General features: G+C 64.9%; 32 protein-coding genes and 1 tRNA gene. 26 read left to right on the top strand and 7 right to left on the bottom strand.

The window, feature by feature from the left end; all coding sequences use genetic code 11:
• Positions 1 to 10: 10 nt before the first annotated feature.
• Positions 11 to 622: a peptidylprolyl isomerase gene (locus JKF87_RS03790; protein WP_201097449.1), complete on the bottom strand. Its 612-nt coding sequence runs from the start codon at positions 620 to 622 to the stop codon at positions 11 to 13.
• A gap of 36 nt (positions 623 to 658) precedes the next feature.
• Positions 659 to 1,660: a porphobilinogen synthase gene (gene hemB, locus JKF87_RS03785; RefSeq protein WP_201097447.1), complete on the bottom strand. Its 1,002-nt coding sequence runs from the start codon at positions 1,658 to 1,660 to the stop codon at positions 659 to 661.
• Positions 1,661 to 1,808: 148 nt separating this feature from the next.
• Between hemB and JKF87_RS03780 the strand changes: the two genes are divergently transcribed.
• The 3 genes from JKF87_RS03780 (at position 1,809) to JKF87_RS03770 (ending at position 4,174) form a co-directional block, all read left to right on the top strand.
• Positions 1,809 to 2,609, top strand: coding sequence for a class I SAM-dependent methyltransferase (locus tag JKF87_RS03780; protein ID WP_201097445.1), 801 nt, complete (start codon positions 1,809 to 1,811; stop codon positions 2,607 to 2,609).
• Between the two features lie 131 nt (positions 2,610 to 2,740).
• Positions 2,741 to 3,967, top strand: a complete 1,227-nt coding sequence (gene hemA, locus JKF87_RS03775) for a 5-aminolevulinate synthase (protein WP_201097443.1) — start codon at positions 2,741 to 2,743, stop codon at positions 3,965 to 3,967.
• A gap of 9 nt (positions 3,968 to 3,976) precedes the next feature.
• A complete protein-coding gene (locus JKF87_RS03770) occupies positions 3,977 to 4,174 on the top strand; it encodes a DUF6898 family protein (protein ID WP_201098221.1) in 198 nt (65 codons plus the stop codon).
• A gap of 54 nt (positions 4,175 to 4,228) precedes the next feature.
• On the opposite strand, the gene JKF87_RS03765 is transcribed toward JKF87_RS03770, so the two are convergent.
• Together JKF87_RS03765 and JKF87_RS03760 are read right to left on the bottom strand one after the other, a co-directional pair.
• A complete protein-coding gene (locus tag JKF87_RS03765) occupies positions 4,229 to 5,284 on the bottom strand; it encodes a linear amide C-N hydrolase (RefSeq protein WP_236261106.1) in 1,056 nt (351 codons plus the stop codon).
• Positions 5,285 to 5,305: 21 nt separating this feature from the next.
• Positions 5,306 to 6,094, bottom strand: a complete 789-nt coding sequence (locus JKF87_RS03760) for a hypothetical protein (protein ID WP_201097440.1) — start codon at positions 6,092 to 6,094, stop codon at positions 5,306 to 5,308.
• Positions 6,095 to 6,240: 146 nt separating this feature from the next.
• Between JKF87_RS03760 and JKF87_RS03755 the strand changes: the two genes are divergently transcribed.
• The 11 genes from JKF87_RS03755 (at position 6,241) to JKF87_RS03705 (ending at position 15,689) form a co-directional block, all read left to right on the top strand.
• On the top strand, positions 6,241 to 6,648 hold the full coding sequence (locus JKF87_RS03755; protein ID WP_201097438.1) for a hypothetical protein: 408 nt from the start codon (positions 6,241 to 6,243) through the stop codon (positions 6,646 to 6,648).
• Positions 6,649 to 6,725: 77 nt separating this feature from the next.
• Positions 6,726 to 8,009: a serine hydroxymethyltransferase gene (gene glyA, locus JKF87_RS03750; protein ID WP_201097436.1), complete on the top strand. Its 1,284-nt coding sequence runs from the start codon at positions 6,726 to 6,728 to the stop codon at positions 8,007 to 8,009.
• A gap of 8 nt (positions 8,010 to 8,017) precedes the next feature.
• Positions 8,018 to 8,488 carry a transcriptional regulator NrdR gene (gene nrdR, locus JKF87_RS03745; protein WP_201097434.1) on the top strand — a complete coding sequence of 157 codons (471 nt, stop codon included), beginning with the start codon at positions 8,018 to 8,020 and terminating at the stop codon, positions 8,486 to 8,488.
• Positions 8,488 to 9,114 (top strand): bifunctional diaminohydroxyphosphoribosylaminopyrimidine deaminase/5-amino-6-(5-phosphoribosylamino)uracil reductase RibD, encoded by a 627-nt coding sequence (ribD, locus tag JKF87_RS03740; protein WP_201097432.1) that lies wholly within the window; start codon positions 8,488 to 8,490, stop codon positions 9,112 to 9,114. The genes nrdR and ribD overlap by 1 nt, the downstream gene beginning before the upstream one ends.
• 76 nt (positions 9,115 to 9,190) lie before the next feature.
• The gene (locus tag JKF87_RS03735) at positions 9,191 to 9,781 is read left to right on the top strand and encodes a riboflavin synthase (protein WP_201097431.1); all 591 of its coding nucleotides are present in this window, start codon (positions 9,191 to 9,193) and stop codon (positions 9,779 to 9,781) included.
• A complete protein-coding gene (ribB, locus tag JKF87_RS03730) occupies positions 9,781 to 10,914 on the top strand; it encodes a 3,4-dihydroxy-2-butanone-4-phosphate synthase (RefSeq protein ID WP_201097428.1) in 1,134 nt (377 codons plus the stop codon). Before JKF87_RS03735 ends, ribB begins: the two co-directional genes overlap by 1 nt.
• On the top strand, positions 10,911 to 11,372 hold the full coding sequence (gene ribH, locus JKF87_RS03725) for a 6,7-dimethyl-8-ribityllumazine synthase (protein ID WP_201097425.1): 462 nt from the start codon (positions 10,911 to 10,913) through the stop codon (positions 11,370 to 11,372). The genes ribB and ribH overlap by 4 nt, the downstream gene beginning before the upstream one ends.
• Positions 11,369 to 11,893, top strand: a complete 525-nt coding sequence (nusB, locus tag JKF87_RS03720; RefSeq protein WP_201097423.1) for a transcription antitermination factor NusB — start codon at positions 11,369 to 11,371, stop codon at positions 11,891 to 11,893. The genes ribH and nusB overlap by 4 nt, the downstream gene beginning before the upstream one ends.
• Positions 11,893 to 12,882 carry a thiamine-phosphate kinase gene (gene thiL / locus JKF87_RS03715; RefSeq protein WP_201097419.1) on the top strand — a complete coding sequence of 330 codons (990 nt, stop codon included), beginning with the start codon at positions 11,893 to 11,895 and terminating at the stop codon, positions 12,880 to 12,882. The genes nusB and thiL overlap by 1 nt, the downstream gene beginning before the upstream one ends.
• Positions 12,883 to 12,924: 42 nt before the next feature.
• The gene (locus JKF87_RS03710; protein WP_201097417.1) at positions 12,925 to 13,356 is read left to right on the top strand and encodes a hypothetical protein; all 432 of its coding nucleotides are present in this window, start codon (positions 12,925 to 12,927) and stop codon (positions 13,354 to 13,356) included.
• 185 nt (positions 13,357 to 13,541) lie between these two features.
• Positions 13,542 to 15,689, top strand: a complete 2,148-nt coding sequence (locus tag JKF87_RS03705) for a sodium-translocating pyrophosphatase (RefSeq protein ID WP_201097414.1) — start codon at positions 13,542 to 13,544, stop codon at positions 15,687 to 15,689.
• Between the two features lie 73 nt (positions 15,690 to 15,762).
• On the opposite strand, the gene JKF87_RS03700 is transcribed toward JKF87_RS03705, so the two are convergent.
• Positions 15,763 to 16,242 carry an outer membrane protein assembly factor BamE gene (locus JKF87_RS03700; RefSeq protein WP_201097412.1) on the bottom strand — a complete coding sequence of 160 codons (480 nt, stop codon included), beginning with the start codon at positions 16,240 to 16,242 and terminating at the stop codon, positions 15,763 to 15,765.
• A gap of 91 nt (positions 16,243 to 16,333) precedes the next feature.
• Here JKF87_RS03700 and JKF87_RS03695 point away from each other — a divergent pair, with 91 nt between their 5' ends.
• The 7 genes from JKF87_RS03695 (at position 16,334) to JKF87_RS03665 (ending at position 20,445) form a co-directional block, all read left to right on the top strand.
• Positions 16,334 to 16,858, top strand: coding sequence for a ubiquinol-cytochrome C chaperone family protein (locus tag JKF87_RS03695; protein WP_201097410.1), 525 nt, complete (start codon positions 16,334 to 16,336; stop codon positions 16,856 to 16,858).
• Between the two features lie 3 nt (positions 16,859 to 16,861).
• Complete coding sequence (locus JKF87_RS03690; protein ID WP_201097408.1) at positions 16,862 to 17,380, top strand: YceD family protein; 519 nt, start codon at positions 16,862 to 16,864, stop codon at positions 17,378 to 17,380.
• A gap of 106 nt (positions 17,381 to 17,486) precedes the next feature.
• Positions 17,487 to 18,563: a phosphate acyltransferase PlsX gene (plsX, locus tag JKF87_RS03685; RefSeq protein WP_201097406.1), complete on the top strand. Its 1,077-nt coding sequence runs from the start codon at positions 17,487 to 17,489 to the stop codon at positions 18,561 to 18,563.
• Entirely contained in the window at positions 18,560 to 19,537 is a 978-nt protein-coding gene (locus JKF87_RS03680; RefSeq protein WP_201097404.1) for a beta-ketoacyl-ACP synthase III, read from the top strand. Before plsX ends, JKF87_RS03680 begins: the two co-directional genes overlap by 4 nt.
• Positions 19,538 to 19,610: 73 nt before the next feature.
• Positions 19,611 to 19,919 carry an integration host factor subunit alpha gene (locus JKF87_RS03675; RefSeq protein WP_201097402.1) on the top strand — a complete coding sequence of 103 codons (309 nt, stop codon included), beginning with the start codon at positions 19,611 to 19,613 and terminating at the stop codon, positions 19,917 to 19,919.
• A 2-nt stretch (positions 19,920 to 19,921) separates the two neighbouring features.
• Entirely contained in the window at positions 19,922 to 20,308 is a 387-nt protein-coding gene (locus tag JKF87_RS03670) for a MerR family transcriptional regulator (protein WP_201097399.1), read from the top strand.
• Positions 20,309 to 20,368: 60 nt separating this feature from the next.
• Positions 20,369 to 20,445, top strand: a tRNA-Pro gene (locus tag JKF87_RS03665).
• Between the two features lie 71 nt (positions 20,446 to 20,516).
• On the opposite strand, the gene JKF87_RS03660 is transcribed toward JKF87_RS03665, so the two are convergent.
• Positions 20,517 to 20,711, bottom strand: coding sequence for a DUF2842 domain-containing protein (locus JKF87_RS03660; RefSeq protein WP_201097396.1), 195 nt, complete (start codon positions 20,709 to 20,711; stop codon positions 20,517 to 20,519).
• Positions 20,711 to 20,962 carry a transglycosylase gene (locus JKF87_RS03655; protein ID WP_201097394.1) on the bottom strand — a complete coding sequence of 84 codons (252 nt, stop codon included), beginning with the start codon at positions 20,960 to 20,962 and terminating at the stop codon, positions 20,711 to 20,713. The genes JKF87_RS03660 and JKF87_RS03655 overlap by 1 nt, the downstream gene beginning before the upstream one ends.
• A gap of 146 nt (positions 20,963 to 21,108) precedes the next feature.
• Between JKF87_RS03655 and JKF87_RS03650 the strand changes: the two genes are divergently transcribed.
• The 5 genes from JKF87_RS03650 to argC all read left to right on the top strand — a co-directional run bounded on the left by JKF87_RS03650 (position 21,109) and on the right by argC (position 24,821).
• The gene (locus tag JKF87_RS03650) at positions 21,109 to 22,200 is read left to right on the top strand and encodes a COX15/CtaA family protein (RefSeq protein WP_201097393.1); all 1,092 of its coding nucleotides are present in this window, start codon (positions 21,109 to 21,111) and stop codon (positions 22,198 to 22,200) included.
• A 199-nt stretch (positions 22,201 to 22,399) separates the two neighbouring features.
• Positions 22,400 to 22,873 carry a 50S ribosomal protein L13 gene (rplM, locus tag JKF87_RS03645; RefSeq protein WP_201098169.1) on the top strand — a complete coding sequence of 158 codons (474 nt, stop codon included), beginning with the start codon at positions 22,400 to 22,402 and terminating at the stop codon, positions 22,871 to 22,873.
• Between the two features lie 2 nt (positions 22,874 to 22,875).
• A complete protein-coding gene (rpsI, locus tag JKF87_RS03640; RefSeq protein WP_201097390.1) occupies positions 22,876 to 23,367 on the top strand; it encodes a 30S ribosomal protein S9 in 492 nt (163 codons plus the stop codon).
• Between the two features lie 319 nt (positions 23,368 to 23,686).
• Positions 23,687 to 23,881, top strand: a complete 195-nt coding sequence (locus JKF87_RS03635) for a hypothetical protein (protein WP_201097389.1) — start codon at positions 23,687 to 23,689, stop codon at positions 23,879 to 23,881.
• A 4-nt stretch (positions 23,882 to 23,885) separates the two neighbouring features.
• Positions 23,886 to 24,821, top strand: coding sequence for an N-acetyl-gamma-glutamyl-phosphate reductase (gene argC / locus JKF87_RS03630; protein ID WP_201097388.1), 936 nt, complete (start codon positions 23,886 to 23,888; stop codon positions 24,819 to 24,821).
• The last annotated feature ends 4 nt before the right edge of the window (positions 24,822 to 24,825 follow it).

Genomic DNA, 24,825 nt, shown 5'->3' with positions numbered 1-24,825 from the left:
GAATGTTCGTTTAGGGCGCGGTTTCGCGTTTGGCTGAGACGATGGTGATGCGCGGCTCCAGCATCTGGCCGCGCATGAAGCCTTCCCCCTCGGTCGGAGAGGTGGGGGCGTTCAGCATGGCGCGGGCCACGTCCATGCCCTCGACCACCTTGCCGAAGACGGCGAAGCCATAGGCGTCGATCGAAAAGGGCCGCCCGGCGTCGTAGGAGGGCGTGGCGCCGACCGAGATGAAGAAGTCGCCGGTCGCCGTGCCGGGGTCGTAACGCGCCATCGAAACGGCGCCGTCCACATGGCTGAGGCCCGTCTCGGTCGTCGGCTCGTGGGCGATGGGCGCCAGCAGGCGGGCCGGGTCATTGTTCGCACCACCCTGCACCAGCCCGTTTTCGGGCCCGGACTTCATGGCGCGATAGAAGCTGGCTCCATCGAAGCGGTGCTGATCCACATAGGCCAGGAAGTTGGCCCCGGTGATCGGCGCGGCGCGGTCGTTGACCTCGATCACGATGCGGCCTGCGGTCGTCTCCAGCACGACACGGGGCAGGGGCGCAGGGGCGGTCTCCTGCGCCAGGGCCAGCGCGGGCCACAGCAGGGCGGCGGTCAGACCGATCAGGGTGCGTCTCAGCATGAGGTCACCCTATGACCCGCCGCCGTCTCCAGCAAGCTATGCGCCCAGCAGCCGCGCCGCCTTGGGCGCGAAATAGGTCAGGACCCCCGCGCTGCCCGCGCGCTTGAACCCGTGCAGGGTCTCCAGAATGGCGCGATCCTCGTCCAGCCAGCCGTTGGCGATGGAGGCCTGCATCATCGCGTACTCGCCGGACACCTGATAGGCGAAGGTCGGCACGCGGAAGGTCTCGGAGACGCGGCGCACGATGTCCAGATAGGGCATTCCCGGCTTGACCATGACGGCGTCGGCGCCTTCCGAAAGGTCCATCGCCACCTCCTTCAGCGCCTCGTCCGAGTTGGCGTAATCCATCTGATAGGTCTTCTTGTCGCCCGTCAGCATCTTGGACGAGCCGACGGCGTCGCGGTACGGGCCGTAGAAGGCCGAGGCGAACTTGGCGGCGTAGGACAGGATCATGGTGTCCTGGAACCCGTTGGCCTCCAGCGCCTCACGCACCGCCTGAATACGGCCGTCCATCATGTCCGAAGGCGCGACGACATCGGCGCCGGCGTGGGCGTGGATGAAGGCCTGCTCGGCCAGACGATCCAGCGAGGCGTCGTTGGCGATGCGGTCGCCCTCCATCACCCCGTCGTGGCCGTGGTCGGTGTAGCAGTCCAGCGCCACGTCGGTCATGACGCCGATCTCGGGGGCGGCGTCCTTGATGGCCTTGATGCAGTCAGGGATCAGGCCGTCCGGGTCGGTCGCGCCCGTGCCGACCGCATCCTTGATCGCGCCATCGACATTGGGGAACAGGGCGATCAGCGGAATGCCCAGATCGCGCGCCTCGACGGCGGCCTTGGCGGCCTCCCTGGGCGACAGGCGGAAGACGCCGGGCATGGAGGCGACCGGCTGACGGTCCTCGGCGCCGTCATGGACGATCAGCGGCCAGATCAGATCCGCAGGCGTCAGGGTCGTCTCGGCGACCAGACGGCGCACCCACGGACTGGCGCGCAGGCGGCGCGGGCGGGCGAGCGGGAAGGGGGCGGGCTGATAGGGAAGCATGGACCGGAACCTTGGAAACCTGACGCGGGACTAGCGCCGTGGGCGTCGCGGCGCAAATCCCGTCATGTGTCGGATCGTGTTCGACGCAGACGCCGCTTGCACGGAGAACGGAAATGCGGGCCTATCGCTGCAACTCATGGAGATGGCGATGATCAAGCGGTTGGCGGCGGGCGCGGCGGTTCTGGCTCTGGCGGCGGGCTTGTCCGGCTGCATCATCGTGTCGTCCAGCGGCGGCCAGAAGACGGTCGTGACCAATACGGCGTCCGCCCAGCCTTCGTCCTACGCCGACCTGTACGCCGAGGCGGTCGCCGATCCGAAGCGGCCGACGGAAGAGGTCGCCCGCGACCCGCTGCGCCATCCGGCGGATATTCTGGCCTTCGCCCAGGTCGCGCCGGGGGACAAGATCGCCGACATCCGCCCGGGCGCAGGCTATTTCAGCCGCCTGTTCTCGGACGTGGTGGGGCCGACGGGGCGGATCTACGCCTTCGTCCCGAACCGGACGGCGGAGCGTGAGAACCCCACGGCGGACGCGCTGGCCGCAGCCTATCCGAACATTACGCGGGTCAACGGTCTGCTGGACTCGATGACCTATGCCGAGCCGCTGGACCTGATCTTCATGAGCCAGGAATACCACGACTTCCATATCCCCAGCTTCAACACCGATGTGGCCCGCATGAATGGGGCGGTGTTTGCAGCGCTGAAGCCGGGCGGGCGATATGTCGTCATCGACCATCAGGCGGGGCCGGGGACGGGGATTTCGGTCGTCGGCACCTTGCACCGGATCGAAGGCGACTATCTGAGGCGTGAAGTCGAGGCGGCGGGCTTTGTTTTCGAGGGCGAGAGCAAGGTCGTGGCCAATCCCGCCGACGACCACAGCCTGAACGTCTTCGACGCCGCCATCCGGGGCAAGACCGACCAGTTCGTCTATCGCTTCCGCAAGCCAGGCTGATCACGACCCTGTTGTGAGAACCGTTATCAATTAAGGGTTTGGGCGTTTTGTCCATGTCGGGGACATGGACAAGCCGTCAGGGGTGGAGCAAATAACGCCAATACGTCGCCATAAGCGAAAGAACGCGTAGTTTGTTCGACTATAAGGCCGCCTTTAAGAGCTCCGTAGAGCAGGTCCGCAGCGAGGGGCGCTACCGCGTCTTCGCCGACCTGAAACGTGTCCGTGGACAGTTCCCACAGGCCGTGCGCCGCCGCGTGGACGGGTCCGAACAGGATGTCGTGATCTGGTGCTCGAACGACTACCTCGGCATGGGCCAGCACCCCGTCGTTCTGGACGCGATGCACGAAGAGATCGATGCGGTCGGTGCGGGCGCTGGCGGCACGCGCAACATCTCGGGCACCACGCGCTCGGCCGTTGATCTGGAATCCGAGCTGGCCAGCTGGCACCAGAAGGAAGCGGCGCTGCTGTTCACCTCGGGCTATGTCGGCAACGAGGCGACGCTGTCGACCCTGCAGAAGATCTTGCCCGGCCTGATCATCTTCTCCGATGCGCTGAACCATGCCTCGATGATCGAGGGCATCCGCCACGGCGGCGGACCGCGTCATGTGTTCAGGCACAATGATCTGGAGCATCTGGAAAGCCTGCTGGCCGCAGCCCCTGCGGATGCGCCCAAGCTGATCGCCTTCGAGAGCGTCTATTCGATGGACGGCGACATCGCCGATCTGGCGGGCACGATCGCCCTGGCCGAAAAATACGGCGCCATGACCTATCTGGACGAGGTCCATGCGGTCGGCCTGTACGGCGAAACCGGCGCAGGCGTGGCGGAACGCGACGGCGTGCTGGACCGGATCGACATCATCGAATGCACCCTGGGCAAGGCCGTCGGCGTCATGGGCGGCTATATCGCCGGTGATGCAGTCATCATCGACGCGGTGCGCAGCTGGGCCTCGGGCTTCATCTTCACGACCTCGCTTCCGCCTGCTTTGACGGCGGGTGCGCTGGCCTCGGTGCGCCACCTGAAGGTCCACCCTGAACTGCGCACGCAGCATCAGGAGCGGGCCGCCACCCTGAAGGCGCGTTTCGCCGCCGCCGGCATCCCGGTGATGGAGAGCGAGAGCCACATCGTGCCGGTGCACGTCGGCGATCCGGTCCACTGCAAGATGATCTCGGACATGCTGCTGGACGAATACGGCGTCTATGTTCAGCCGATCAACTATCCGACCGTGCCCAAGGGGACCGAGCGCCTGCGCTTCACCCCTTCGCCGAACCACACCGACGCCATGATGGATCATCTGGTCCAGGCGATGGACAAGCTGTTCGCCCACTGCAACGTGGCGCGCCGCCCCGTCGCGGCCTGAGGTTCAAGCGTGGCCACCGATGACCCCCGCTCAGGACTGGGCGAGGTGATCGTCGAGTTCACCCGCAACGGCCCCTACGTCAAATGCTCCGCCATCCACGTCGCCACTGGCCGCGAGGTCAGCGCCGTGGGGCCTGTGCGTGAGCCGAAAGCTGTCGAACGCGTGGCGATCGCCAAGCTGAGGCGGGCGTTGGACCTGCCTGCCTGACACCGCAGTGTCGGCCGCCGAACGGGCGTTCAGCGGCCGACAGGCGAGCAGTCCTTATTGCGGTCCCAGGAAGGGGAAGGGCGCGGCGTCGCTGAAGCTGGCGGTGGCGTCGCCCGCATGGGTGTTGATCTGGTTCTCGCCCAGCACCAGCCGCTTGACCCGCGCGCGCGGTGAGAAGTCGATCTTTTTCAGATCCACCCAGAATGTGTTGGGCGTCAGGGCGGATTCGAAGAAGTAGAGCTTGCGCTTGTGGTCCACGACGGTGCGCCAGCGGGTCGAAGAGATGTTGGGTTGATCCGGCGTCGAGATGCCGAAGGGCACGGACGCATTGCGGATCACGCTGAACACGCTGGCCAGCGCCAGGTTCGGGTCTTCGAACTTGGGCACGGCGTTGACGTAGAAGGAGGCGCGGGCGAAGCGGTCCGCCGCGCGATTGGTCCCGGGCAGGAAGACCGTGCCGCCGATCTCCTGCCAATAGCTGTTCAGGGCCAGCTGCTGATCGAAGGTGGGCGAGTTGGTCATCACCTGATAGTCGCGGCTGTGATGCACGACCAGCTTGCCGTCGATGTATTCGAAGATGGCGCTGTCGCCGCTGGCGTCCGACAGGGACAGGTGCAGGGTGGTCAGCCGCTGCTGGCCGGGCACATTGTCGGTGATCAGGACGAAGGGCTCATCCTTCAGGGCGTCCACCGCCTCGGCGACGGTGGCGTAGTTGTCCAGCACATACTGGGCCCAGGCGGCGATGCTCAGGGCGGGCTTGTTCGGGTCATAGGTCGGATATTCGGACTCCACCAGCCACAGGACATTGGCGGCCAGACCGACTTCGTTCACCCCGTCCACGGTCGAGACATCATAGCCGCTGGCGATGACGCTGCCGTATTTCGACGTCCATTTCAGCGAGTTCGGACCGCCTGCGCCATCCCGCGCCAGGCCGCGCGGGAAGATCCAGAGGTTGGTCAGGATTTCGTCCTTCCAGTCCATGGACCGCGCCGTGATCACCGTGCCTTCATGGCCATGATAGACAAGGCGAGTGCAGGCTTCCGCCGCTGGAACCGCGAGCATGAAGGCGGCGGTCAGGGCGGCGACGCCCTTCTTCATTCCAATACGCATGTCGTCTCCTTGGGTGGGAAGTCAGTAGGTCAGCGACAGGCCCATGACCGGGCCGTGGCGCGACACGTTCCAGTTGAAGTTCCGGCCTGTGAAATCATCCTGCTGATAGTTCTGCTCAAGCAGGCGGTAGCCCAGATTGAACGAAACGGCGCCGCCTGCCGCCGGGGTGCGGTATGATGCCAGAACCTGCCATGACCGGCTGCGACGGTCGCTGTCGCCCAGCCCGCCGGCGTCAACCTGGCCGCGCAGGGTCCAGTGTTCGGTCGCGTCGGCCTCGACACGCAGGCCCAGCAACAGATCGGTCCAGTCCGCGCCCTTGCTCGTGGCGCCCAGCGGCGTGTCCAGTTCGGCCCTTAGCTTGCTCCAGCGCGCGCCCGCAATCGGCTCGACACGGAAGCTGCGTTGATCGCCGAAGGTCGTACGTCCGCTCAGGGGAACATCGACAAGTCGGTACAGCAGCCCGCCTGACACCGTCGTCGCGCGCGTGCCCAGTTCGGCGGGCAAGCCCGCAAGCGAAACGCCCTCATGGGTTCGGGCGTATTGATAGTCGACAAATCCGCCCCAGCGGCCTTTGCGGACCTCGACATCGCCCATGACTGCCGCTTCCAGATGCTCGAAGGCGTCGGAGAAGGGCACATCAACCGGCGCATAGCGCCCCGCCAGCGTGACATTTCCATCCAGCGAGGTCGCCCAGACGTAGGGGCTGACGGTGACGCGCCATCTGTCGGCGCCGCTCTGGGCCTGGACGCTGCCGGTCGAGGCCATCGTCGCCATACCAAGGATCAGGGCTGAGGGGCGGAGGAACTTCATCAGAAATCTACTCGCGACAACCAGAGAGGATCTCGGGGTAGAATAGTCAAGCCTAAGCAATCATGGATTGACAGGATTAATGAGTGAGGTTGTTCTCATCCCGGCGATCCCAAGCGTCGAGGATCCCTGAGGGGCGGCGAGAAGTCATGTTGCAACCGGATGCTCCGGCGGTCCTTGGTTTTGGAGCATTTTCTCTGTTCGCTGTTATCGGCGGTCTTGTGCTGCTGGTGGGCGCAGACCACGCCGCCCCGGGCTGCACAGGGCCAGAAGTCAAGCGATGCGACTATGTCGAGGCCGCCAAATCGGCCTTGGAGAGCCATCCCGACCGCCATTTCCGATCTGATCTAGGCTTTGAGGTCATTGAAATGGGGTCATCTGTCCGTGTTCAGCAGTATCTTCCCGATGGGGATCGGTCGTTGTTCGAGGGGCCGGCTGTGTTGATCGACAGGAAAAGCTGCCGACCTTGCAAGGTGGAGGTTCGCACATCGATTGGCGACGACACGGCGAAGCGCTTCACGCGATTTCCGCCATCAGCCGTCGGAGGGCTTTCCTGAGGCGACCGACACAAGATGTTGTGGTCAGACGCGCTGGGGACTAGATAGGCCACCTTCTGATTTGCGGGGACTTCAGCGTGACTGCCTTCACCCACGACGCCTATTTCACCAAGACGCTCGCCGATGCCGATCCAGACATCTTCAAGGGCATTCAGGGCGAACTGGGTCGCCAGCGCGAGCAGATCGAGCTGATCGCATCCGAGAACATCGTCTCGCAGGCGGTGCTGGATGCGCAAGGGTCCGTGCTGACGAACAAATACGCCGAGGGCTATCCCGGTCGTCGCTACTACGGCGGCTGCGAGTTCGTGGACATCACCGAGGATCTGGCGCGTGAGCGGGCCAAGAAACTGTTCGGCGCCGCCTTCGCCAACGTCCAGCCGCATTCGGGCGCGCAAGCCAATCAGGCGGTGTTCTTCACCCTGCTGCAGCCCGGCGACACCTTCCTGGGCATGGATCTGGCCTGCGGCGGGCACCTGACGCACGGTTCGCCCGCCAACCAGTCGGGCAAGTGGTTCCGCCCGGTGACCTACAAGGTGCGCGAAGACACCCATCTGATCGACTATGACCACGTCGCCGAAATGGCAGAGCGTGAGAAGCCCAAGCTGATCCTGGCGGGCGCATCGGCCTATAGCCGTCACATCGACTTCAAGCGCTTCCGCGAGATCGCAGACAGCGTCGGCGCCTATCTGATGGTCGATATGGCCCACTACGCCGGCCTGATCGCGGGCGGCGCCTATCCCGATCCGCTGCCCCACGCCCACGTCGTCACCACGACGACGCACAAGACCCTGCGCGGCCCGCGCGGCGGCATGATCCTGTCGAACGACGTGGACCTGGGCAAGAAGATCAACTCGGCGGTCTTCCCCGGCCTGCAGGGCGGTCCGTTGGAACACGTCATCGCCGGCAAGGCCGTGGCCTTCGGCGAGGCGCTGAAGCCCGAGTTCAAGCTGTACGCCCAACAGGTCGTCAAGAACGCCCAGGCCCTGTCCGGCGTGCTGATCGAGCGCGGCCTGGCCATTGTCTCGGGCGGCACCGACAGCCACCTGGCCTTGGTCGATCTGCGTCCCAAGGGCGTGACCGGCAAGGCGACCGAGCACGAACTGGAAAAGGCGCTGATGACCTGCAACAAGAACGGCGTGCCGTTCGACACCGCGCCCTTCACCGTCACCTCGGGCGTTCGCCTGGGCACGCCCGCAGGCACGACCCGCGGCTTCGGCGAGGAAGAGTTCAAGCAGATCGGTCACTGGATCGCCGATGTCGTCTCGTCGATGAACGGCGGCGACGAAGCCGATCCGGCTGTGGTCGCGGGCGTCGCGGCCCAGGTGCGCGAACTGACCAACCGCTTCCCCATCTACGGATGAGATGACGCATGAAGTGCCCCTTTTGCGGTCATCAGGACACCCAGGTTAAGGACAGCCGGCCGTCGGACGACGGCTCGGCCATCCGACGCCGTCGGTCCTGCCCGGCCTGCAACGGGCGCTTCACCACCTTCGAGCGGGTGCAGCTGCGTGAGCTGGTGATCCTGAAGCGCAACGGACGGCGCACGCCGTTCGAGCGTGACAAGCTGGAACGGTCGCTGGGCGTGGCCTTGCGCAAACGCCCGGTCCAGCCGGATCAGGTCGAGCAGCTGGTCAACCGGATCGTGCGTCAGCTGGAAAGCCTGGGCGAGACGGAAATCCCGTCCAGCACGGTCGGCGACTTCATCATGAAGGCGCTGAAGGGCGTCGATGAGGTCGCCTATGTCCGCTACGCCTCGGTTTACAAGGACTTCCGCCACACCGGCGACTTCGCCAAATTCCTGGGCGACGAGGGGTTTGACGAACCGACCGGCAAGGCCTGATGCGGCCCCGGATCACTCTGAAACTGGCGACGTCTCTGGACGGGCGCATCGCAACGGCGTCCGGCGAAAGCCAGTGGATCACGGGCGAGGACGCACGTCTGGAGGGCCACCGCCTGCGCGCCGCCCATGACGCCATACTGGTGGGCGTCGAGACGGTTCTGAAGGATGATCCCGAACTGACCGCGCGCCTGCCGGGTCGCACTGTCGATCAGCCGTTGCGCGTGGTTCTGGACAGCCGCCTGCGCACGCCGCCGACCGCTCGGCTCGCGGGCGAGAACACCCTCATCCTGACGGCGGCGGAACCCCGCGCCGTCGGCCGGGCCAGAGTGCGCCTGATCGCGATGGAGGAGGGCCGCCTGGCCATTTCCGCCGTGCTTACGGCCCTGTCCGATGCGGGCGTCGCCTCGCTTCTGATCGAGGGAGGGGGGCAGGTGGCGGCGTCGTTTCTGCGCGCCGACGCGGTCGATCGCCTGGAATGGTTCCGCGCGCCGATCCTGCTGGGCGGCGAGGGCAGGCCCTGTATCGCCACGCTTGCGCTTGCAAACCTGGCGGACGCCCCCAAGTTCCGGCGTCTGGGCGTCGAGCCCGTCGGCGACGATCTGTGGGAACGCTACGTGCGGGCGTGAGGCCCGCCGCCCTCGATTTCAGACGATTCAGACTATTCAGACTATGTTTTTTGGCCCCGAAGGGGATCGTGCGTAAATGTTCACCGGCATCGTCACCGACATCGGGCGGGTTCGCGACGTTCGCGAGACCAATCGCGACCGCCGCTATGAGATCGAAACGGTCTGGGACACGGACGGCATCGACCTGGGCGCCTCGATCAGCCATGCGGGCTGCTGCCTGACGGTCGTCGAGAAGGGCCCCGGCTGGTTCGCGGTCGAGGTGTCGGGCGAAACCCTGTCCAAGACGACGCTGGGCGCCTGGAAGGCCGGCGACGGCGTCAATCTGGAACGCGCGGCCCGTCTGGGCGACGAAATGGGCGGCCACGTCGTCTCAGGCCATGTCGACGGCCTGGGCCGGATCGTCTCGATCACGCCGGAGGGCGGCTCGCACCGGATCGAGGTCAAGGCGCCCGCGCCGCTGCACCGCTATATCGCCGCCAAGGGCTCGATCACGGTTGATGGCGTGTCCCTGACGGTCAACAGCGTCGCGGATCTGATTTTCTCGCTGAACATCATTCCGCATACGTGGGATGCGACGACGCTGGGGCGGCTGCAGGCCGGTGATCCGGTCAATCTCGAAATCGACATGCTGGCGCGATACCTCGCGCGGTGGCAGGAGACGGCTTAATGCAATTGGCCGCGAACATGAACGACAGCCCGATCAGCCCCATCGAGGACATTCTGGAGGACGCCCGCAACGGCCGTCCCTACATCCTGGTGGACGCCGAGGATCGCGAGAACGAGGGGGACATCATCATCCCCGCCCAGTTCGCGACGCCGGATCAGATCAACTTCATGATCCGCCAGGCGCGCGGCCTGGTCTGTCTGGCCATAACCGCCGACCGGGCGCGCCAACTGCGCCTGCCGCCGATGGCCGCCGACAACCGTGAAAGCATGAAGACCGCCTTCACCGTCTCGATCGAGGCCAAGGAAGGCGTCACGACCGGCATTTCCGCCGCGGACCGCGCCCGCACCATTCATGTGGCCAGCGACCCGACCAGCAGCGTCGACGACATCGTGTCGCCGGGCCACATCTTCCCGCTGGTGGCGCGGGACGGCGGCGTGCTGGTCCGAGCAGGCCACACCGAGGCCGCCGTCGACATCAGCCGCATGGCGGGACTGATCCCTGCTGGCGTGATCTGCGAGATCATAAAGGACGACGGCGAGATGGCCCGGATGCCGGACCTGATCTCCTTCGCCCAGTTGCACGGCCTGAAGATCGGCACCATCGCCGACCTGATCGCCTATCGCCGCCGCACCGAGCGGTTCGTCGAACGCGTCATGGATACGCCGTTCGAAAGCGTCCATGGCGGCCCGTTCCGCCTGATGCTGTACAAGAACACCATCGAGGGCGCCGAGCACGTCGCCCTGGTCCACGGGCGGATTGATCCCAACAAGCCCACGCTGGTGCGGATGCATCAGGTGGACTTCGCCTGCGACCTGCTGGGCCATGTCGAGGCGCGTCAGGACTATGTGCCCAACGCCCTGAAACAGATCACCGAACATGACGGCCCCGGCGTGGTCGTCTTCCTGCGCGACCCCTCGCTGAACTCACTGGCCGAGCGGCTGGCCGGAGCGGACAAGCCGACGGCGGTGGACCGCTCGCTGCGCGCCTATGGCGTCGGGGCGCAGATCCTGCTGGATCTGGGCGTGCGCGATATGATCGTTATGAGTTCGACGCGACCTGAACCGACGGCGCTGGAGGGCTACGGCCTGCGCATCGTCGGCTGGCGCGACATGAATGGAGAAGACAAGTCGTGACCGACGCACCCCGTATTCTGATTGTTGAGGCGCGTTTCTACGACGACCTGGCCGACGCCCTGCTGGAAGGCGCCAAGGAAACCCTGAAGGCGCGCGGCGTCGATTTCGACGTCATCACCGTGCCGGGCGCGCTGGAAGTGCCGCCCGCCATCGCCATGGCCGAAGAAGCCGGTCGTTTCCCGACCGCGCCCCGCTATGACGGCTATGTCGCCCTGGGCACGGTGATCCGCGGCGAAACCTATCATTTCGAGATCGTCTCGGATCAGTCGGCGGCGGGCATCATGGCGCTGGGCGTCAAGGGCGTGGCCATCGGCAACGGCATCCTGACGACCGAGGACGAGGACCAGGCCTGGTCTCGCGCCCGGCTTTCAGAAGGGGATAAGGGCGGCGGCGCGGCAAAAGCTTGCCTCGACCTCATTGCATTGAAGAAGCGGTTGCGCGTAGGCGTCGGCGCATGACTGAACCGAACAGCGTAAAAGCCGTCCTTGAGCAACTCGCCGAGGCCGAAAAGCAGCGTGCCGAGCCGAACCTGAGCTCCAAGCAGCGCCGCGCCCGCACCGTGTCGCGTCTCGCCGCCGTCCAGGCCCTCTATCAGATGGAGCTGGCGGGCGAGGGCGTGGAGACGGTGATCACCGAATTCTCCAACTTCCGTTTCGACGCCGATATCGAGGGCGAGGCCCTGGCTGAGGCTGACGAAGCCTATTTCGGCGACATCGTGCGCGGCGTGATCGAAAGCCAGCGCGACATCGACACGGCCATCAAGGCCCGACTGGCGTCCAACTGGCGTCTGGAGCGGATCGACGCGACCCTGCGCGCCCTGTTGCGCTCCGGTGCCTGGGAGCTGATCAAACATCCCGAGACGCCGCGTGAAGTGGTGATCGACGAATATGTCGAACTGGCCAAGGCCTTCTTCGACGACTCCGAGGCCCGCTTCGTCAATGCGGCGCTGGACGGCGTGGCGAAAGACACGCGCAAATAATGCCCGCCCTCGACGTCGCGGGGGAATTCGAGACGATCGACAGGCTGCTCAAGCCCCTGGCCCATCCTGAGTGGGGCAGGGGTCTGGCCGATGATGTGGCGGTGCTGCCGTCACGCCCCGGTTACGATCTGGTCCTGACCAAGGACATGCTGGTCGAGGGCGTGCATTTCCTGCCCGAAGATCCGATGGACACCGTGGCCAGGAAGCTACTGCGGGTGAACCTGTCCGATCTGGCGGCCAAGGGGGCGGAGCCGTTCGGCTATCTGCTGGCCTGCGCCTGGTCGGAACGGTGCGGCTGGCCAGAACGCAAGGCGTTCGCAGCGGGCCTGGCCCAGGACCAGGTGCAGTTCAGCGTCCTTCTGTTGGGCGGCGACACGGTCAGGACGTCGGGGCCGGCTTCCTTCTCCCTGACGGGTCTGGGCTGGGTTCCCAAGGACCGGGCTGTGTCGCGCGCGGGGGCGCAGGTCGGGGATCTGGTTTTCGTCACCGGCCAGATCGGCGACGGACGGCTGGGCCTGCGCGCGGCGCGGGGCGAACTGTCGCTGGAGCCTGAGCGGATCGAGGCCCTGGCCGCCCATTACAGAATGCCGATGCCGCGCGTGGATTTCGCCGACGTGGTGCGCGACTTCGCCAGCGCATCTGTCGATGTGTCGGATGGCCTGGCGGCCGACCTGACCCACATAGCCACGGCCAGCGGCGTGGGCTTGACGATGAACCTGAACGTCCTGCCCCTGTCGACGGCGGCCCAGGCCTGGTTCGCGGACCGGGTCGATCCGCAGTTGTCGCTGGAGGAACTGGCGACCGGCGGCGACGACTACGAAATCGCCTTCACCGCCCATCCACGGCATGAAGAAGCCCTGCGCCATCTGGCCGAAAGCCGCTTCCTGCGCCTGACGCGGATCGGCGAGGTCACAGCGGGCGCCGGCCTGACCGTCCTCTATGACGACCAGCCGATCCAGCTGGCGCGCACCGGCTGGACGCACGGCTAGGTTGGCAAGGGAATCCTAACGTCGATCTGTCAGGGTCGCGGCATGGATCGCAGATCGCTCATCGCCGCAGGGACCTTCGCACTGACCTCGGTCGTCGCACAGCCCGCCGCCGCATCAAATCCGAAGCCGTCTCGATCCAGCGGCCCGGCCCTCAGCATCGCGGGCCTGGGCTTGCCCGTCATCGCTGACGGACGGCTGCGCAACTATGTCTTCGTGTCGCTGCGCCTTGAGATGGGTCGCGGCAAGACAATCGAGCAGATGCGGCCCAAGGAAGCCTATTTTCGCGACGCCCTGGTCAAGGCCGCGCACCGCACGCCCTTCAGCGTGGCGGGCGACTGGGCACGACTGGACGAGGCGCGTCTGTCGTCCGCTCTGGTGTCCGCCGCCAACAGCATAAGCGGCCCCGGCTCGATCACGCGGGTCGAGATCGTGGCCCAGACGCCGCGTCGTCATTCAGGGATGCAGGCGTCCTGAGCCAAGGCAAAGCTTCACCGACCCCCGTTGCGTGATTTGAATCCTCATGACAGGCTGCCCCTGCAGATCCCAAGGGGCGCACTGACGCGCCTGCCGCGTGCGGGGGGACCGGAAGGCGGATAGAGGCGATAACGCCCGCCGCGCCAAGGGGCCGCGCGCTTCTTTGCAAGGGCATGGAAACGCTCATGACAATCTATCTTTCGCTAGCCTTCGCGGCGGGCGTTCTGGGGGTGCTGTATGGCGCCGTCCAGACCGGCGTGCTGATGAAGGCCAGCGCCGGTACCGACAAGATGCGTGAAATTGCGGCCGCCATCCAAGAAGGGGCGTCCGCCTATTTGAAGCGGCAGTATCTGACCATCGGCATGGTGGGGGTGGTCATCCTGATCGCGGCTTATTTCCTGATCGGTGTCTATGCGGCGGTCGGTTTCCTGATCGGCGCCGTCCTGTCGGGTGCAGCAGGCTATGCCGGGATGCTGATCTCGGTGCGGGCCAATGTGCGTACGGCGCAGGCCGCCTCTGAAAGCCTGGCCAAGGGGCTGAACCTGGCGTTCCGCTCGGGCGCCATCACCGGCATGTTCGTGGCAGGCGGCGCCCTGATCGGGGTGTCGGGCTATTACATCGTCCTGACCCAGCATCTGGGGCTGGCCTCGACCAGCCGCGAGGTGATCGACGGTCTGGTGGCGCTGGGCTTCGGCGCCTCGCTGATCTCGATCTTCGCGCGTCTGGGCGGCGGCATTTTCACCAAGGGCGCCGACGTGGGCGGCGACATGGTGGGCAAGGTCGAGGCGGGCATCCCCGAGGACGACCCCCGCAACGCCGCGACCATTGCGGACAATGTGGGCGACAACGTCGGCGACTGCGCAGGCATGGCGGCCGACCTGTTCGAGACCTATGCGGTGACCACGGTCGCCACCATGGTGCTGGCGGCCATCTTCTTCCGCGACCAGCCCTATGTCGATGTCATCATGGCCTTGCCGCTGGCGATCTGCGGCGTCTGCGTCGTGACCTCGATCATCGGCAGTTTCTTTGTTCGTCTGGGCAAGTCCCGGAACATCATGGGTGCCCTGTATCAGGGGCTGATCGTCACGGGCCTGCTGTCCATCGTCGCCGTCTGGTGGATCATCAATCAGATGGTGACAGGGCCGATTACGACGGTCGGCGGGCTGGAGATCCAGCCGATGGCCCTGTTCTGGTCCGGCATGGTCGGGCTGGGCGTCACGGCGGCCATCGTGGTCATCACTGAATATTATACAGGCTCGAACTTCCGTCCGGTGCGTTCTGTGGCCAATGCCTCCGTGTCGGGTCACGGCACAAACGTGATCCAGGGTCTGGCGGTGTCGCTGGAGTCCACGGCGCTTCCGGCCCTGACCATCATCGTCGGCATCGTCGCCAGCTTCCAGTTGGCGGGCCTGTTCGGCATCGCCATCGCCACCACCACCATGCTGGGTGTGGCGGGCATGATCGTGGCGCTGGACGCCTTTGGACCGGTGACGGACAACGCAGGCGGAATCGCGGAAATGGCGGGCCTGCCCAGCGAAGTGCGTCATTCGACCGATGCTCTGGATGCGGTGGGCAACACCACCAAGGCCGTGACCAAGGGATACGCCATTGGTTCGGCGGGCCTGGGGGCGTTGGTGCTGTTTGCAGCCTATACGTCGGATCTGCAGTATTTCTCGGCCAATCCGGCGGACTACCCGTTCTTCGCCGACATGGGCGGGATCACCTTTGACCTGACCAATCCCTATGTGGTCGTCGGCCTGTTGTTCGGCGGTCTGCTGCCCTTCCTGTTCGGCGGCATGTCGATGATGGCGGTCGGACGCGCGGCCGAGGCGGTCGTCGCCGAGGTGCGTCGTCAGTTCCGCGAGAACCCCGGCATCATGACCTATCAGGTCAAACCGGAGTATGGCCGGGCCGTCGACATCCTGACCAAGGCGGCGATCCGCGAGATGATCGTGCCGTCCCTGCTGCCGGTGCTGTCGCCGATCGTGCTGTTCGTCGTGGTGCTGAACATCTCGGACAAGGCCAACGCCTTCGCCGCCCTGGGCGCCATGCTGATGGGGGTGATCGTGACGGGCCTGTTCGTGGCCATCTCGATGACGTCCGGCGGCGGCGCCTGGGACAACGCCAAGAAGGTGATCGAGGAAGGCTTCACCGACAAGAACGGCGTCGTCCACGGCAAGGGCTCTGAGGCCCACAAGGCGGCGGTGACCGGCGACACGGTCGGCGACCCTTACAAGGACACCTCTGGCCCCGCGGTGAACCCGATGATCAAGATCACCAACATCGTGGCGCTTCTGCTGCTGGCGGTGCTGGCGAGCGGCAACATCGGCTAGGACGAGCTAGCCTGAATTGGAAACGCCCCGGAGAGCGATCTCCGGGGCGTTTTTTCTTGGTCGGCCATGCCGATCAGTCGGGGCGGCGCTGGCCCGGCGTATTGTCTTCGGTGCGCGGCAACTGGCCACGGCCGACGTTGCCCAGCAACTGCTCCAGAACCGTCAGGGCGCGGCCGCGGGTCGGGGTCTCGTTGCGGTTCATGGCGATCTGTTCGCCGTCGTTCAGACCCAGGGTGCGCACAGCCGCCACCTTGTCCGTGCCCTTTTCGAAGGTCACCTCGGTCACGGTGCGGTTCGAGATCACCGGGCGGTTGTAGGTGTATTTCTCGGTCGTCTGGCTGATGTAGTACCAGACCTGATCCGGCTCGAAGGTCGATGTGGTCGAGGGCGAACCCAGGCGCGCCAGGATGGTTTCCTTGGTGTCGGTGCCGGCGACGATGTCCTGGGGCTTGGCGTCGATGGCCTGGAAGCCGTTGGAACCGATCACAGGGGCGCAGGCGGCGGACAGACCGGCCAGCGAAACAGCGACGAAAAGCGGGGCTAAACGGGACATGGTCGGGCGCCTGCGAGAGAACAAGGTCTTTGACCTAGACGGACCTGCGTCCTAGTTCAACGGCGCGGCGGAAAAGGGGCCATAGGAATCCATGCTGAAAAACCTATTCAAACCCCGTCCCGGCGCCCGGATCGGCGACGAACTCTACGCCCTGGCGGTCAATCAGGCCCGGAATGTGGGGTTTTACACGCGGTTGGGCGTAGCTGACCGGATCGACGCGCGATTCGAACTTTACACGCTTCACGTTCTTTTGCTGGTTCTGCGCCTGCGCGATGAAAACACGCCGCAGGGCCAGGATACGGCGCAGGCCCTGTTCGACGTCTATGTCTCGGCGCTGGATCACGCCCTGCGCGAAGAGGGCGTGGGCGACGTCGCAGTGGGCAAGAAGATGCGCAAACTGGGCGAGGCCCTGTATGGCCGCATGGCCGCCTATGAAAAGCCATTGCGCGATGCGGATGAGGGCGGACTGGTCGAGGCCCTGGCGCGCAATGTCTATGCCGAGGCTGAGGCTGAACACGCGCCCGATCTGGCGCGTTACGCCCTGACGACGCGCGCCGCTCTGGCGACGCAGAAATTCAATGATGTGCTGGCGCGGCCAGCCTGGTCGGAAGTTTAAGAGATGAGCGCAGCTCTGCCTTATAGCGAAACGGTGCGGGTCAATCAGATCGGCGCGGGTCTCAGCCGCACGCTGGAGCCGGATGCGGACGCGCGCAAGCGAATCGCCCGCGCCCTGGACCTGCAGGGGCTTGAGGATTTCGTGACGGACATCAGCGTCACCCCCACACCCTCGACCAGCGAATGGACCCTGAAGGGCCGGGTCACCGCCCACGCCGTCCAGACCTGCGGCCTGACGCTGGAGCCGCTGCCGGTGGACGTGGATCGGCGATTCTCGATCCAGTTGGTCGAGGCCGCGCCGCTGGAAACCGACGAAATCGAAGTCACCCTGGACGAGGAAGACGCCGACCTGATCGAGGACGGCAAGATCGACCTGGGCCAGTACGCCGTTGAACAGCTGGTCCTGTCGCTGGACCCGTTCCCGCGCAAGCCGGGGGCCGAATTCGTGCAGCCGGAAGAGCCCAAGGAGATCTCGCCTTTCGCCGCGCTGAAGGCGCTTAAATCACAAGACGATCAAGGCTGAGGTTGACGTAGGGGCTGGCTGGTTGCATCCCCCGACTTCACGCTATCGTTCTTGCGCAACCCTATAAGTGTCGCGCGACAAGACGACGCGACAATAAGAGGTCCATTTGCCAGCCCCAGTTACGATCTCGCTTGACGCCATGGGCGGCGATCACGGCCCCTCCGTCATCGTGCCCGGCATCCGCAGCTACCTTCGCGCCCATCGCGGGGAGGGGGTTCGCTTCCTGCTGCATGGCGACGAGGCGAAGATCACGGCTGAGCTGACCAAATACGCCCTGTCAGGCGACATCTGCGAAATCCGGCACACCGAAAAGGTCGTGGCCATGGACGAGAAGCCTGCCCAGGCCATGCGCCGCGGCAAGGGGTCCAGTCTGTGGAACGCCATCGAATCCGTGAAGTCGGGCGAGGCGGGCGGCGTTGTCTCAGCCGGCAACACCGGCGCCCTGATGGCGATTTCCAAGCTGATCCTGCGCATGCAGGCGCCGGGCCTGGAACGCCCGGCCATCGTCGCCAGCTGGCCGACCTTCAAGGGTCATACGGCGGTTCTGGACGTGGGCGCCAATATCGGCAGCGACGCCGAACAACTGGTCGAGTTCGCCATCATGGGCGAGGCCTTCCAGGCCGCGGTCCGCGGCATCGCCCGCCCAACCATTGGCCTTCTGAACGTGGGTTCAGAGGAAATGAAGGGCAATGAACAGGTCCGCGAGGCGCACGCCATCCTGCGCGACGGCCCGTTCGACCTGAATTATTTCGGCTTTGTCGAGGGCGACGACATCGCCAAGGGCACGGTGGACGTGGTCGTCACCGACGGCTTCACCGGCAATATCGCCCTGAAGACCGCCGAAGGAACAGCGCGTTACATATCGGCCCTGCTGCGTGAGGCCCTGACCTCCAACCTGCAATCCAAACTGGGCGCAGTGATCGCCATGCCCGCCCTGAAGCAGATGCGCCAGAAGATCGATCCCAGCGCTATCAACGGCGGGCCTCTGCTGGGCCTGAACGGCATTGTCGTGAAGAGCCACGGCGGCGCAGACGCCAAGGGCTTCGGCAACGCCATCCGCATTGCTGTCGATCTGGCCCGTAGCGACTATATGACCAAGGTGGGCGCCAATCTGGGCAAGCTGGACACGGTGTTCGACCACTCCAGCCCCACGTCCGCCCCTGCCGGAGAACCCCTTCAGTGAGCGTCACCCGCAGCGCCGTCACCGGCGTCGGCTCCTATCTGCCGGAACAGATCGTCACCAACGCCGACCTGGCAAAGTTCGTCGACACGTCCGACGAATGGATCCAGGAACGCACCGGCATCAAGCAGCGCCACAAGGCCCGCGACGATCAACCGACCAGCGATCTGGCGGTCGAGGCGGCCCGAAAGGCTCTGACGGACGCAGGCAAGCAGGCGGCCGACGTCGATCTGATCATCGTCGCCACGACGACGCCGGACATGACCTTCCCCGCCGTCGCCGCCATCGTTCAGCGCAAGCTGGGCGCGGGCGTTGGCATCGCCTTCGACGTTCAGGCGGTCTGCTCAGGCTTTGTTTATGCGCTCAGCGTCGCGGACGGCTTCGTCGCGCGCGGCCTGTCGAAATGCGCCCTGGTCATCGGGGCCGAAGAAATGACCCGCCTGATGGATTGGGAGGACCGCACCACCTGCGTGCTGTTCGGCGACGGCGCAGGCGCCGTGGTGCTGGAGCCGCGCGAAGGGCAGGGAACGTCCCAGGATCAGGGCATGCTCGGGTTCGCCCTGCGCGCTGACGGGACCAAGACCGATCTGCTCTATGTGGACGGCGGCCCCGGTTCGACCGGCACGGTCGGCCATCTGCGTATGGCGGGCAATCAGGTCTTCCGTCACGCCGTGGTCAATATCTCGGAAGCCATCACAGCCGCCTGCGCCGCGTCCGACATCCAGGTCTCTGACGTGGATTGGTTCGTGCCCCACCAGGCCAACCAGCGCATCATCAAGGGCGTCGGCGACCGACTGGGCCTGGACGAGGAAAAGGTGATCTCAACCGTCGCCATGCACGCCAACACCTCGGCGGCTTCGATCCCTCTGGCCCTCGACGCGGCCATCCAGGACGGACGAATCAAGAAGGGCGATCTCGTGCTTCTGGAAGCCATGGGCGGCGGCCTGACCTGGGGCGCCTGCGCTCTGCGGCTGTAAGTCGCCTGAGGCCCATTGATTTCCAGAGATTTTGCCTAACATATGTGGCCCTTAGAACGACTGGGAGCCGAGTATGACAGGCCAGGAAACGCTCACCCGCGCGGATTTGTGCGAAGCGGTTCATGATGAGGTGGGACTTTCGCGCCAGGAATGCTCGTCACTTGTCGAGCGAACTCTGGAGCTGATCGTCGAATCTTTGGAACACGGCGATACGGTGAAGCTTTCGGGCTTTGGCGTCTTCCAGGTTCGTGAAAAGCGCGCTCGGATGGGGCGCAACCCCAAGACCGGCGAACCAGCGGCCATCAGCCCCCGCCGCGTCATCAGCTTCCGCGCCTCCCAGATCATGAAGAGCCGGGTCCACGACGCCGTCGTCGAGGACTAAGGGTGGCCAAAAGCGCCGACGCCTTTCGGACGATTTCCGAGGCGGCCGAAGAGGTCGGGACGCCGCAGCATGTGCTGCGCTTTTGGGAGACCAAGTTCACATTCGTCGCGCCGTTGAAACGTGCGGGCGGGCGGCGTTTCTATCGCGCCCAGGACATTGCGGTCCTGAAGGCGGTCAAACGTCTGCTGCATGACGAAGGTCTGACGATTCGCGGCGTGCAGCGTTTGCATAAAGATCAGGGGCTTCAGAAGCTTCTGGGCGCCGACGCCGCCTCCGTCGTGCACGACGAACGCAACTATTTCAACCCGCATGAAACACCCCGTCTTCAAGCTGTGCTTGAAGATCTGGAGCAGGCGAAGCGTCGATTGGACGCCGTTCTTTCAACCTAGGTGGAAAACCTGCTTTTAGGGTTTGCGGCTGACGAAACCCTTGTCTATAGGGAGCGCCTTCGGAGCGTGGCGCAGCCTGGTAGCGCACTTGACTGGGGGTCAAGGGGTCGCAGGTTCGAATCCTGTCGCTCCGACCATTCTTGAAAAATAGAATGATGATGGTGGGGTCGTCCTTACGGACGGCCCCATCGCCGTATCTGGGCTGAGGTCAGCCCCGCTCTGCCCATTTCAGCAGCGGAATCAGCGGCAGGCCCCAGACGGTGCCCCCGACGCCGAAGAACAGGAAGTCGATCCACTGCGACGCAGGCAGCATGCCGCGCAGAGCGATCAGGCCCCAGACCCAGAAAGCCAGAAAAGCCAGCACTGCGATGGCGGCGACGAATCGACGCGCGCGCGGCGGCATCAGCGCTTGCTCCGGAACAGGAAGAAGGCGACCAGGCAGAAGGCCGAGCCGATCAGGGCCCACAGGGTCCACAGCCACTCCGTCATCGTGCTGACGCCGAAGACCCGCACGGCCAGGAACCAGCCGCAGGCCAGGCCCACGCCAGACACCAGCACGGTGGCGCCAAGGCCGCGGCGCCCCGTCGCCAGGTCGGCGATCCAGGCCAGTGCTAGTCCGCCCAGAACGGCGGCGACGATTTCGGCGTATTGCACCCTGATCTCCTTATCGCCGCCGTGTCCGAACGACGCCGTATGTCTATTCCGACTCGCGCTCTGCGGCCGGGGCGGGCATACCGCCACGGTCGCGATTTGGTCACGGTCAAGCGCGACAGCATATCCGGGTCAGTGTCGGGCGTCGAATGAACCGTTTCGGAAATACAGATCGTAATCAGGCCGTCGCCATCTGGCTGTTTGCGAGCGCGGCCATCGTCTTTCTGATGGTGGTCATCGGCGGGATCACCCGGCTGACCGGCTCTGGCCTGTCGATCACGGAGTGGAAGCCCATCATGGGCGCCATCCCGCCGATCACCGACGCCCAATGGGCCGACGCCTTCGAGAAGTACAAGCAGATCCCCCAGTACGCCCAGATCAATGCGGGCATGAGCTTGGGTGAGTTTCAGGGCATCTTCTGGTGGGAATGGCTGCATCGGTTGATCGGGCGCCTGATCGGTGTCGTCTTCGCCCTGCCGCTGGTCTTTTTCCTGGTGTGCCGCCTGTTCCCGTCGCGTTCGGTGTTCCGCCGTTGGGCCATGCCGGATCGTCTGATCTGGCGCTGCGTGGTCCTTTTGGGACTGGGCGGACTGCAGGGCCTGATCGGCTGGTGGATGGTGTCCAGCGGCCTGTCGGAACGGGTCAGTGTCGCGCCAGAGCGTCTGGCGACCCACCTGGGTCTGGCCTTCGTTCTGTTCGCCGCCCTGATCTGGACCGGGCTTGAGGCCTGGAACGGCGAGGATCACGGGCGTCCGCCTGCGGGATGGGCGAGGGGGGCTGTGGTCCTGCTCGGCCTGGTCTTCGTGCAGTGCCTGCTGGGCGCCCTGGTGGCCGGCGGTCACGCCGGGCTGGTCTACACCGACTGGCCGCTGATGAACGGCGCGATCCTGCCGCCTGCCGACTGGAGCCAGGGCGCGGGCGCCTTCCTGCATGATCAGGCCCTGACCCAGTTCAATCACCGCGTCGTGGCCTATGCGCTGCTGATCGTGGCGACCATCTACGCCTTCCAGGCATGGCGCTGGCGCGTCGCCGAGGGCATGGGGCTGGCGGCGTTCACCCTGGCGGGCGTGATCTGGCTGCAGGCCCTGCTGGGCATCGCCACATTGATGAACGCCGTGCCCGTCTGGCTGGGCGTGCTGCACCAGGGCGGCGCCGCTGTGGTGCTGGGTGTGGCGACAGCGAACCTGTGGCTGGTGCTGCGGGCACAGGCCCGCATCTTCATTTCGGGCCCGCGTCTCTAAGCGCTTGAGGGTTCATTTAGACGCTGAAATGTCGGGTATTTTAATACCACATCAGAAATGTTTCGTATTTTCAATATGATGGCATTAAATAGACAGACAAACCGACGTTGACGCTGCTGAACACCTCCTGTATCAGCGCGCCTTCATTCGGTTCCTTCGGGGGCCGGACCCGATTTTCGTCTCCAGGAACCCCCTCATGCTGAAGAGCACTACGGCTTCGTTGAAGCCGGCCGAGGTCGAGAAGAAATGGATCCACATCGATGCCGAAGGCGTCGTCGTGGGCCGTCTCGCGACCTTCATCGCCAACCGTCTGCGCGGCAAGCACCGCGGCGACTACACCCCGCACGTTGACTGCGGCGACTACGTCGTCGTCACCAACGTCGACAAGGTGGTGTTCACCGGCAAGAAGAACACCGACAAGGTTTACTATCGCCACACCGGTCACCCGGGCGGCGTCAAGTCGACGACCCCCGAGAAGGTCCTGAACGGCCGCTTCCCCGAGCGCGTGCTCGAAAAGGCTGTTGAGCGCATGCTGCCCAAGGAAAGCCCGCTGGCCCGCAAGCAACTGACGCACCTGCGTCTGTTCGCAGGCAGCCAACACGAGCATGAAGCCCAGCAACCGGAAACGATCGACTTCAAGTCGGCGTCCGCCAAGAACACCCGGAGCGCCTGAGCATGACTGACGCGACGCAAGACACCGCCACCGGCTTCGACGCCCTGAAGGGCCTGAGCTCTTCGGTCGAGAACGACGCCCCCGTTTACGTTCAGAAGCTGGACGCACAGGGTCGCGCCTATTCGACCGGCAAGCGTAAGAACGCCATCGCCCGCGTCTGGGTTAAGCCCGGCACCGGCAAGATCACCATCAACGGCAAGGACCAGGAGCAATATTTCGCTCGTCCCGTGCTGCGCATGATGATCGCTCAACCGCTGACCGTCTCGGACCGCGCCACGCAATACGACGTGGTCTGCACCGTCGAAGGTTCGGGCCTGTCGGGCCAGGCTGGCGCTATCCGCCACGGCCTTTCGCACGCCCTGACGCATTTCGAACCGGAACTGCGCAAGGTTCTGAAGCCGCACGGCTTCCTGACCCGCGACAGCCGCGTCGTCGAGCGTAAGAAGTACGGCCGCGCCAAGGCACGCCGCAGCTTCCAGTTCTCGAAGCGCTAATCGCGTTCACGCGGTTTGGATTTGGGGCGCTTCGGGGAGACCCGGAGCGCCCTTTTTCTTTGGTTCAATCTGGGTAGTCACGGAGACGTGACGAGCAAACTGGGATTCGAACCCTCCCGTGAAACTGGGCTCAAAAGCTCAACTCAGCTGCGCGCCCTAAGATCGATTTTCGAGAGAGCACCTCGTGCGAAATTTTCTCGTTGACCAAGGGCCGCAATCGTCCCCCCATACCCCCATCGGAGCGCTTGCTGATTTCGCTAATGCGGAGATGTGCCCGATGTTCAAGAACACGAAGCGAGTTCCCATTCAGAGACACTCAGTGTCGATCAAGCTCCTCGGCATGAGCATTGATGGCAATGGGATCGGCGGCGTCGTCGTTGTGCCTCTGGTATTGCTGATCATATGTTTTGCAGGCGTGACACTGGGAAACGGCGCAGCGTGGCTTGCCCGATTGTTCACACAGTCCAACGTCATTAGTGAAAGCGCGCCGGCGACGACCGGGCCGAAGGATTGAGTAGTTGACCCACACCATCTTCATCGACGGCGAAGCCGGAACGACAGGCCTGGAAATCCGTGAGCGGCTGGAAGCCCGCCCGGATCTGGAGCTGCTGTTGCTGGGCGACCGACGCCGCGATGTCGATGCACGCCGCGAAGCCCTGAACAGCGCTGACGCGGTGATCCTGTGCCTGCCCGACGATGCGGCGCGCGAGGCCGTGGCCATGGTCGAGAACCCGTCGGTCAAGGTGATCGACGCCTCGACCGCCTATCGGGTCGCGCCGGGCTGGGCGTATGGTTTCCCCGAAATGGATACAGGCCAGCGCGACCTGATCGCGCGTTCGCAGTTCGTGTCGAACCCCGGCTGCTATCCGACCGGCTTCATCGGTTTGGTGCGCCCGCTGGTGAAGGCGGGGCTGCTGCCTGCCAACTATCCGGTCACGGTCAATGCGGTGTCGGGCTATTCCGGCGGCGGCAAGGCCATGATCGCCGAGTTCGAAGCCCCCGGCGCCGCCACCTCCTATCGCGCCTATGGCCTGTCGCTGAAACACAAGCATGTGCCGGAGATGACCAGGCATACGGGTCTGAGCAACGACGTGTTGTTCACCCCTGCGGTCGGCAACTATCGCCAGGGCATGTTGGTCGAGGTTCCGCTGCATCTGGGCGCCTTACCGGAAACCCCGTCGGTCGAACGCATTCACGGCGCCCTGGTCGAAGCCTATGAGGGCCAGCAGTTCGTCGAAGTCGCCGATCTGGACGAGACCGAAGCCATGACAGGCATTGAGCCAGAGGCCCTGAACGGCACCAATCGCCTGCGTCTGCACGTCTTCGGCGCCCGCGACGGCGAACAGGCGCGGCTGGTCGCCCTGCTGGACAATCTGGGCAAGGGCGCGTCGGGCGCTGCGGTGCAGAACCTGAACATCATGCTGGGTCTGGACGAGGCGACCGGCCTGATCTGATCAT

Origin of the sequence: Brevundimonas nasdae (genome assembly GCF_016654005.1) — a bacterium.
Lineage (GTDB): Bacteria > Pseudomonadota > Alphaproteobacteria > Caulobacterales > Caulobacteraceae > Brevundimonas > Brevundimonas nasdae.
This window is presented reverse-complemented; position numbering and strand designations above follow the sequence as displayed.

Coding starts and splice junctions, on each gene's coding strand:
- rpsI (WP_201097390.1), top strand. CDS start 22,876: ATGACTGACGCGACGCAAGACACCGCCACCGGCTTCGACGCCCTGAAG.
- nusB (WP_201097423.1), top strand. CDS start 11,369: ATGACTGAACCGAACAGCGTAAAAGCCGTCCTTGAGCAACTCGCCGAG.
- JKF87_RS03675 (WP_201097402.1), top strand. CDS start 19,611: ATGACAGGCCAGGAAACGCTCACCCGCGCGGATTTGTGCGAAGCGGTT.
- ribB (WP_201097428.1), top strand. CDS start 9,781: ATGCAATTGGCCGCGAACATGAACGACAGCCCGATCAGCCCCATCGAG.
- JKF87_RS03760 (WP_201097440.1), bottom strand. CDS start 6,094: ATGAAGTTCCTCCGCCCCTCAGCCCTGATCCTTGGTATGGCGACGATG.
- JKF87_RS03695 (WP_201097410.1), top strand. CDS start 16,334: ATGCTGAAAAACCTATTCAAACCCCGTCCCGGCGCCCGGATCGGCGAC.
- nrdR (WP_201097434.1), top strand. CDS start 8,018: ATGAAGTGCCCCTTTTGCGGTCATCAGGACACCCAGGTTAAGGACAGC.
- ribD (WP_201097432.1), top strand. CDS start 8,488: ATGCGGCCCCGGATCACTCTGAAACTGGCGACGTCTCTGGACGGGCGC.
- JKF87_RS03735 (WP_201097431.1), top strand. CDS start 9,191: ATGTTCACCGGCATCGTCACCGACATCGGGCGGGTTCGCGACGTTCGC.
- thiL (WP_201097419.1), top strand. CDS start 11,893: ATGCCCGCCCTCGACGTCGCGGGGGAATTCGAGACGATCGACAGGCTG.
- JKF87_RS03790 (WP_201097449.1), bottom strand. CDS start 622: ATGCTGAGACGCACCCTGATCGGTCTGACCGCCGCCCTGCTGTGGCCC.
- hemB (WP_201097447.1), bottom strand. CDS start 1,660: ATGCTTCCCTATCAGCCCGCCCCCTTCCCGCTCGCCCGCCCGCGCCGC.
- JKF87_RS03660 (WP_201097396.1), bottom strand. CDS start 20,711: ATGCCGCCGCGCGCGCGTCGATTCGTCGCCGCCATCGCAGTGCTGGCT.
- JKF87_RS03765 (WP_236261106.1), bottom strand. CDS start 5,284: ATGCGTATTGGAATGAAGAAGGGCGTCGCCGCCCTGACCGCCGCCTTC.
- JKF87_RS03650 (WP_201097393.1), top strand. CDS start 21,109: ATGAACCGTTTCGGAAATACAGATCGTAATCAGGCCGTCGCCATCTGG.
- JKF87_RS03710 (WP_201097417.1), top strand. CDS start 12,925: ATGGATCGCAGATCGCTCATCGCCGCAGGGACCTTCGCACTGACCTCG.
- JKF87_RS03700 (WP_201097412.1), bottom strand. CDS start 16,242: ATGTCCCGTTTAGCCCCGCTTTTCGTCGCTGTTTCGCTGGCCGGTCTG.
- JKF87_RS03755 (WP_201097438.1), top strand. CDS start 6,241: ATGTTGCAACCGGATGCTCCGGCGGTCCTTGGTTTTGGAGCATTTTCT.
- JKF87_RS03690 (WP_201097408.1), top strand. CDS start 16,862: ATGAGCGCAGCTCTGCCTTATAGCGAAACGGTGCGGGTCAATCAGATC.
- JKF87_RS03780 (WP_201097445.1), top strand. CDS start 1,809: ATGATCAAGCGGTTGGCGGCGGGCGCGGCGGTTCTGGCTCTGGCGGCG.
- JKF87_RS03705 (WP_201097414.1), top strand. CDS start 13,542: ATGACAATCTATCTTTCGCTAGCCTTCGCGGCGGGCGTTCTGGGGGTG.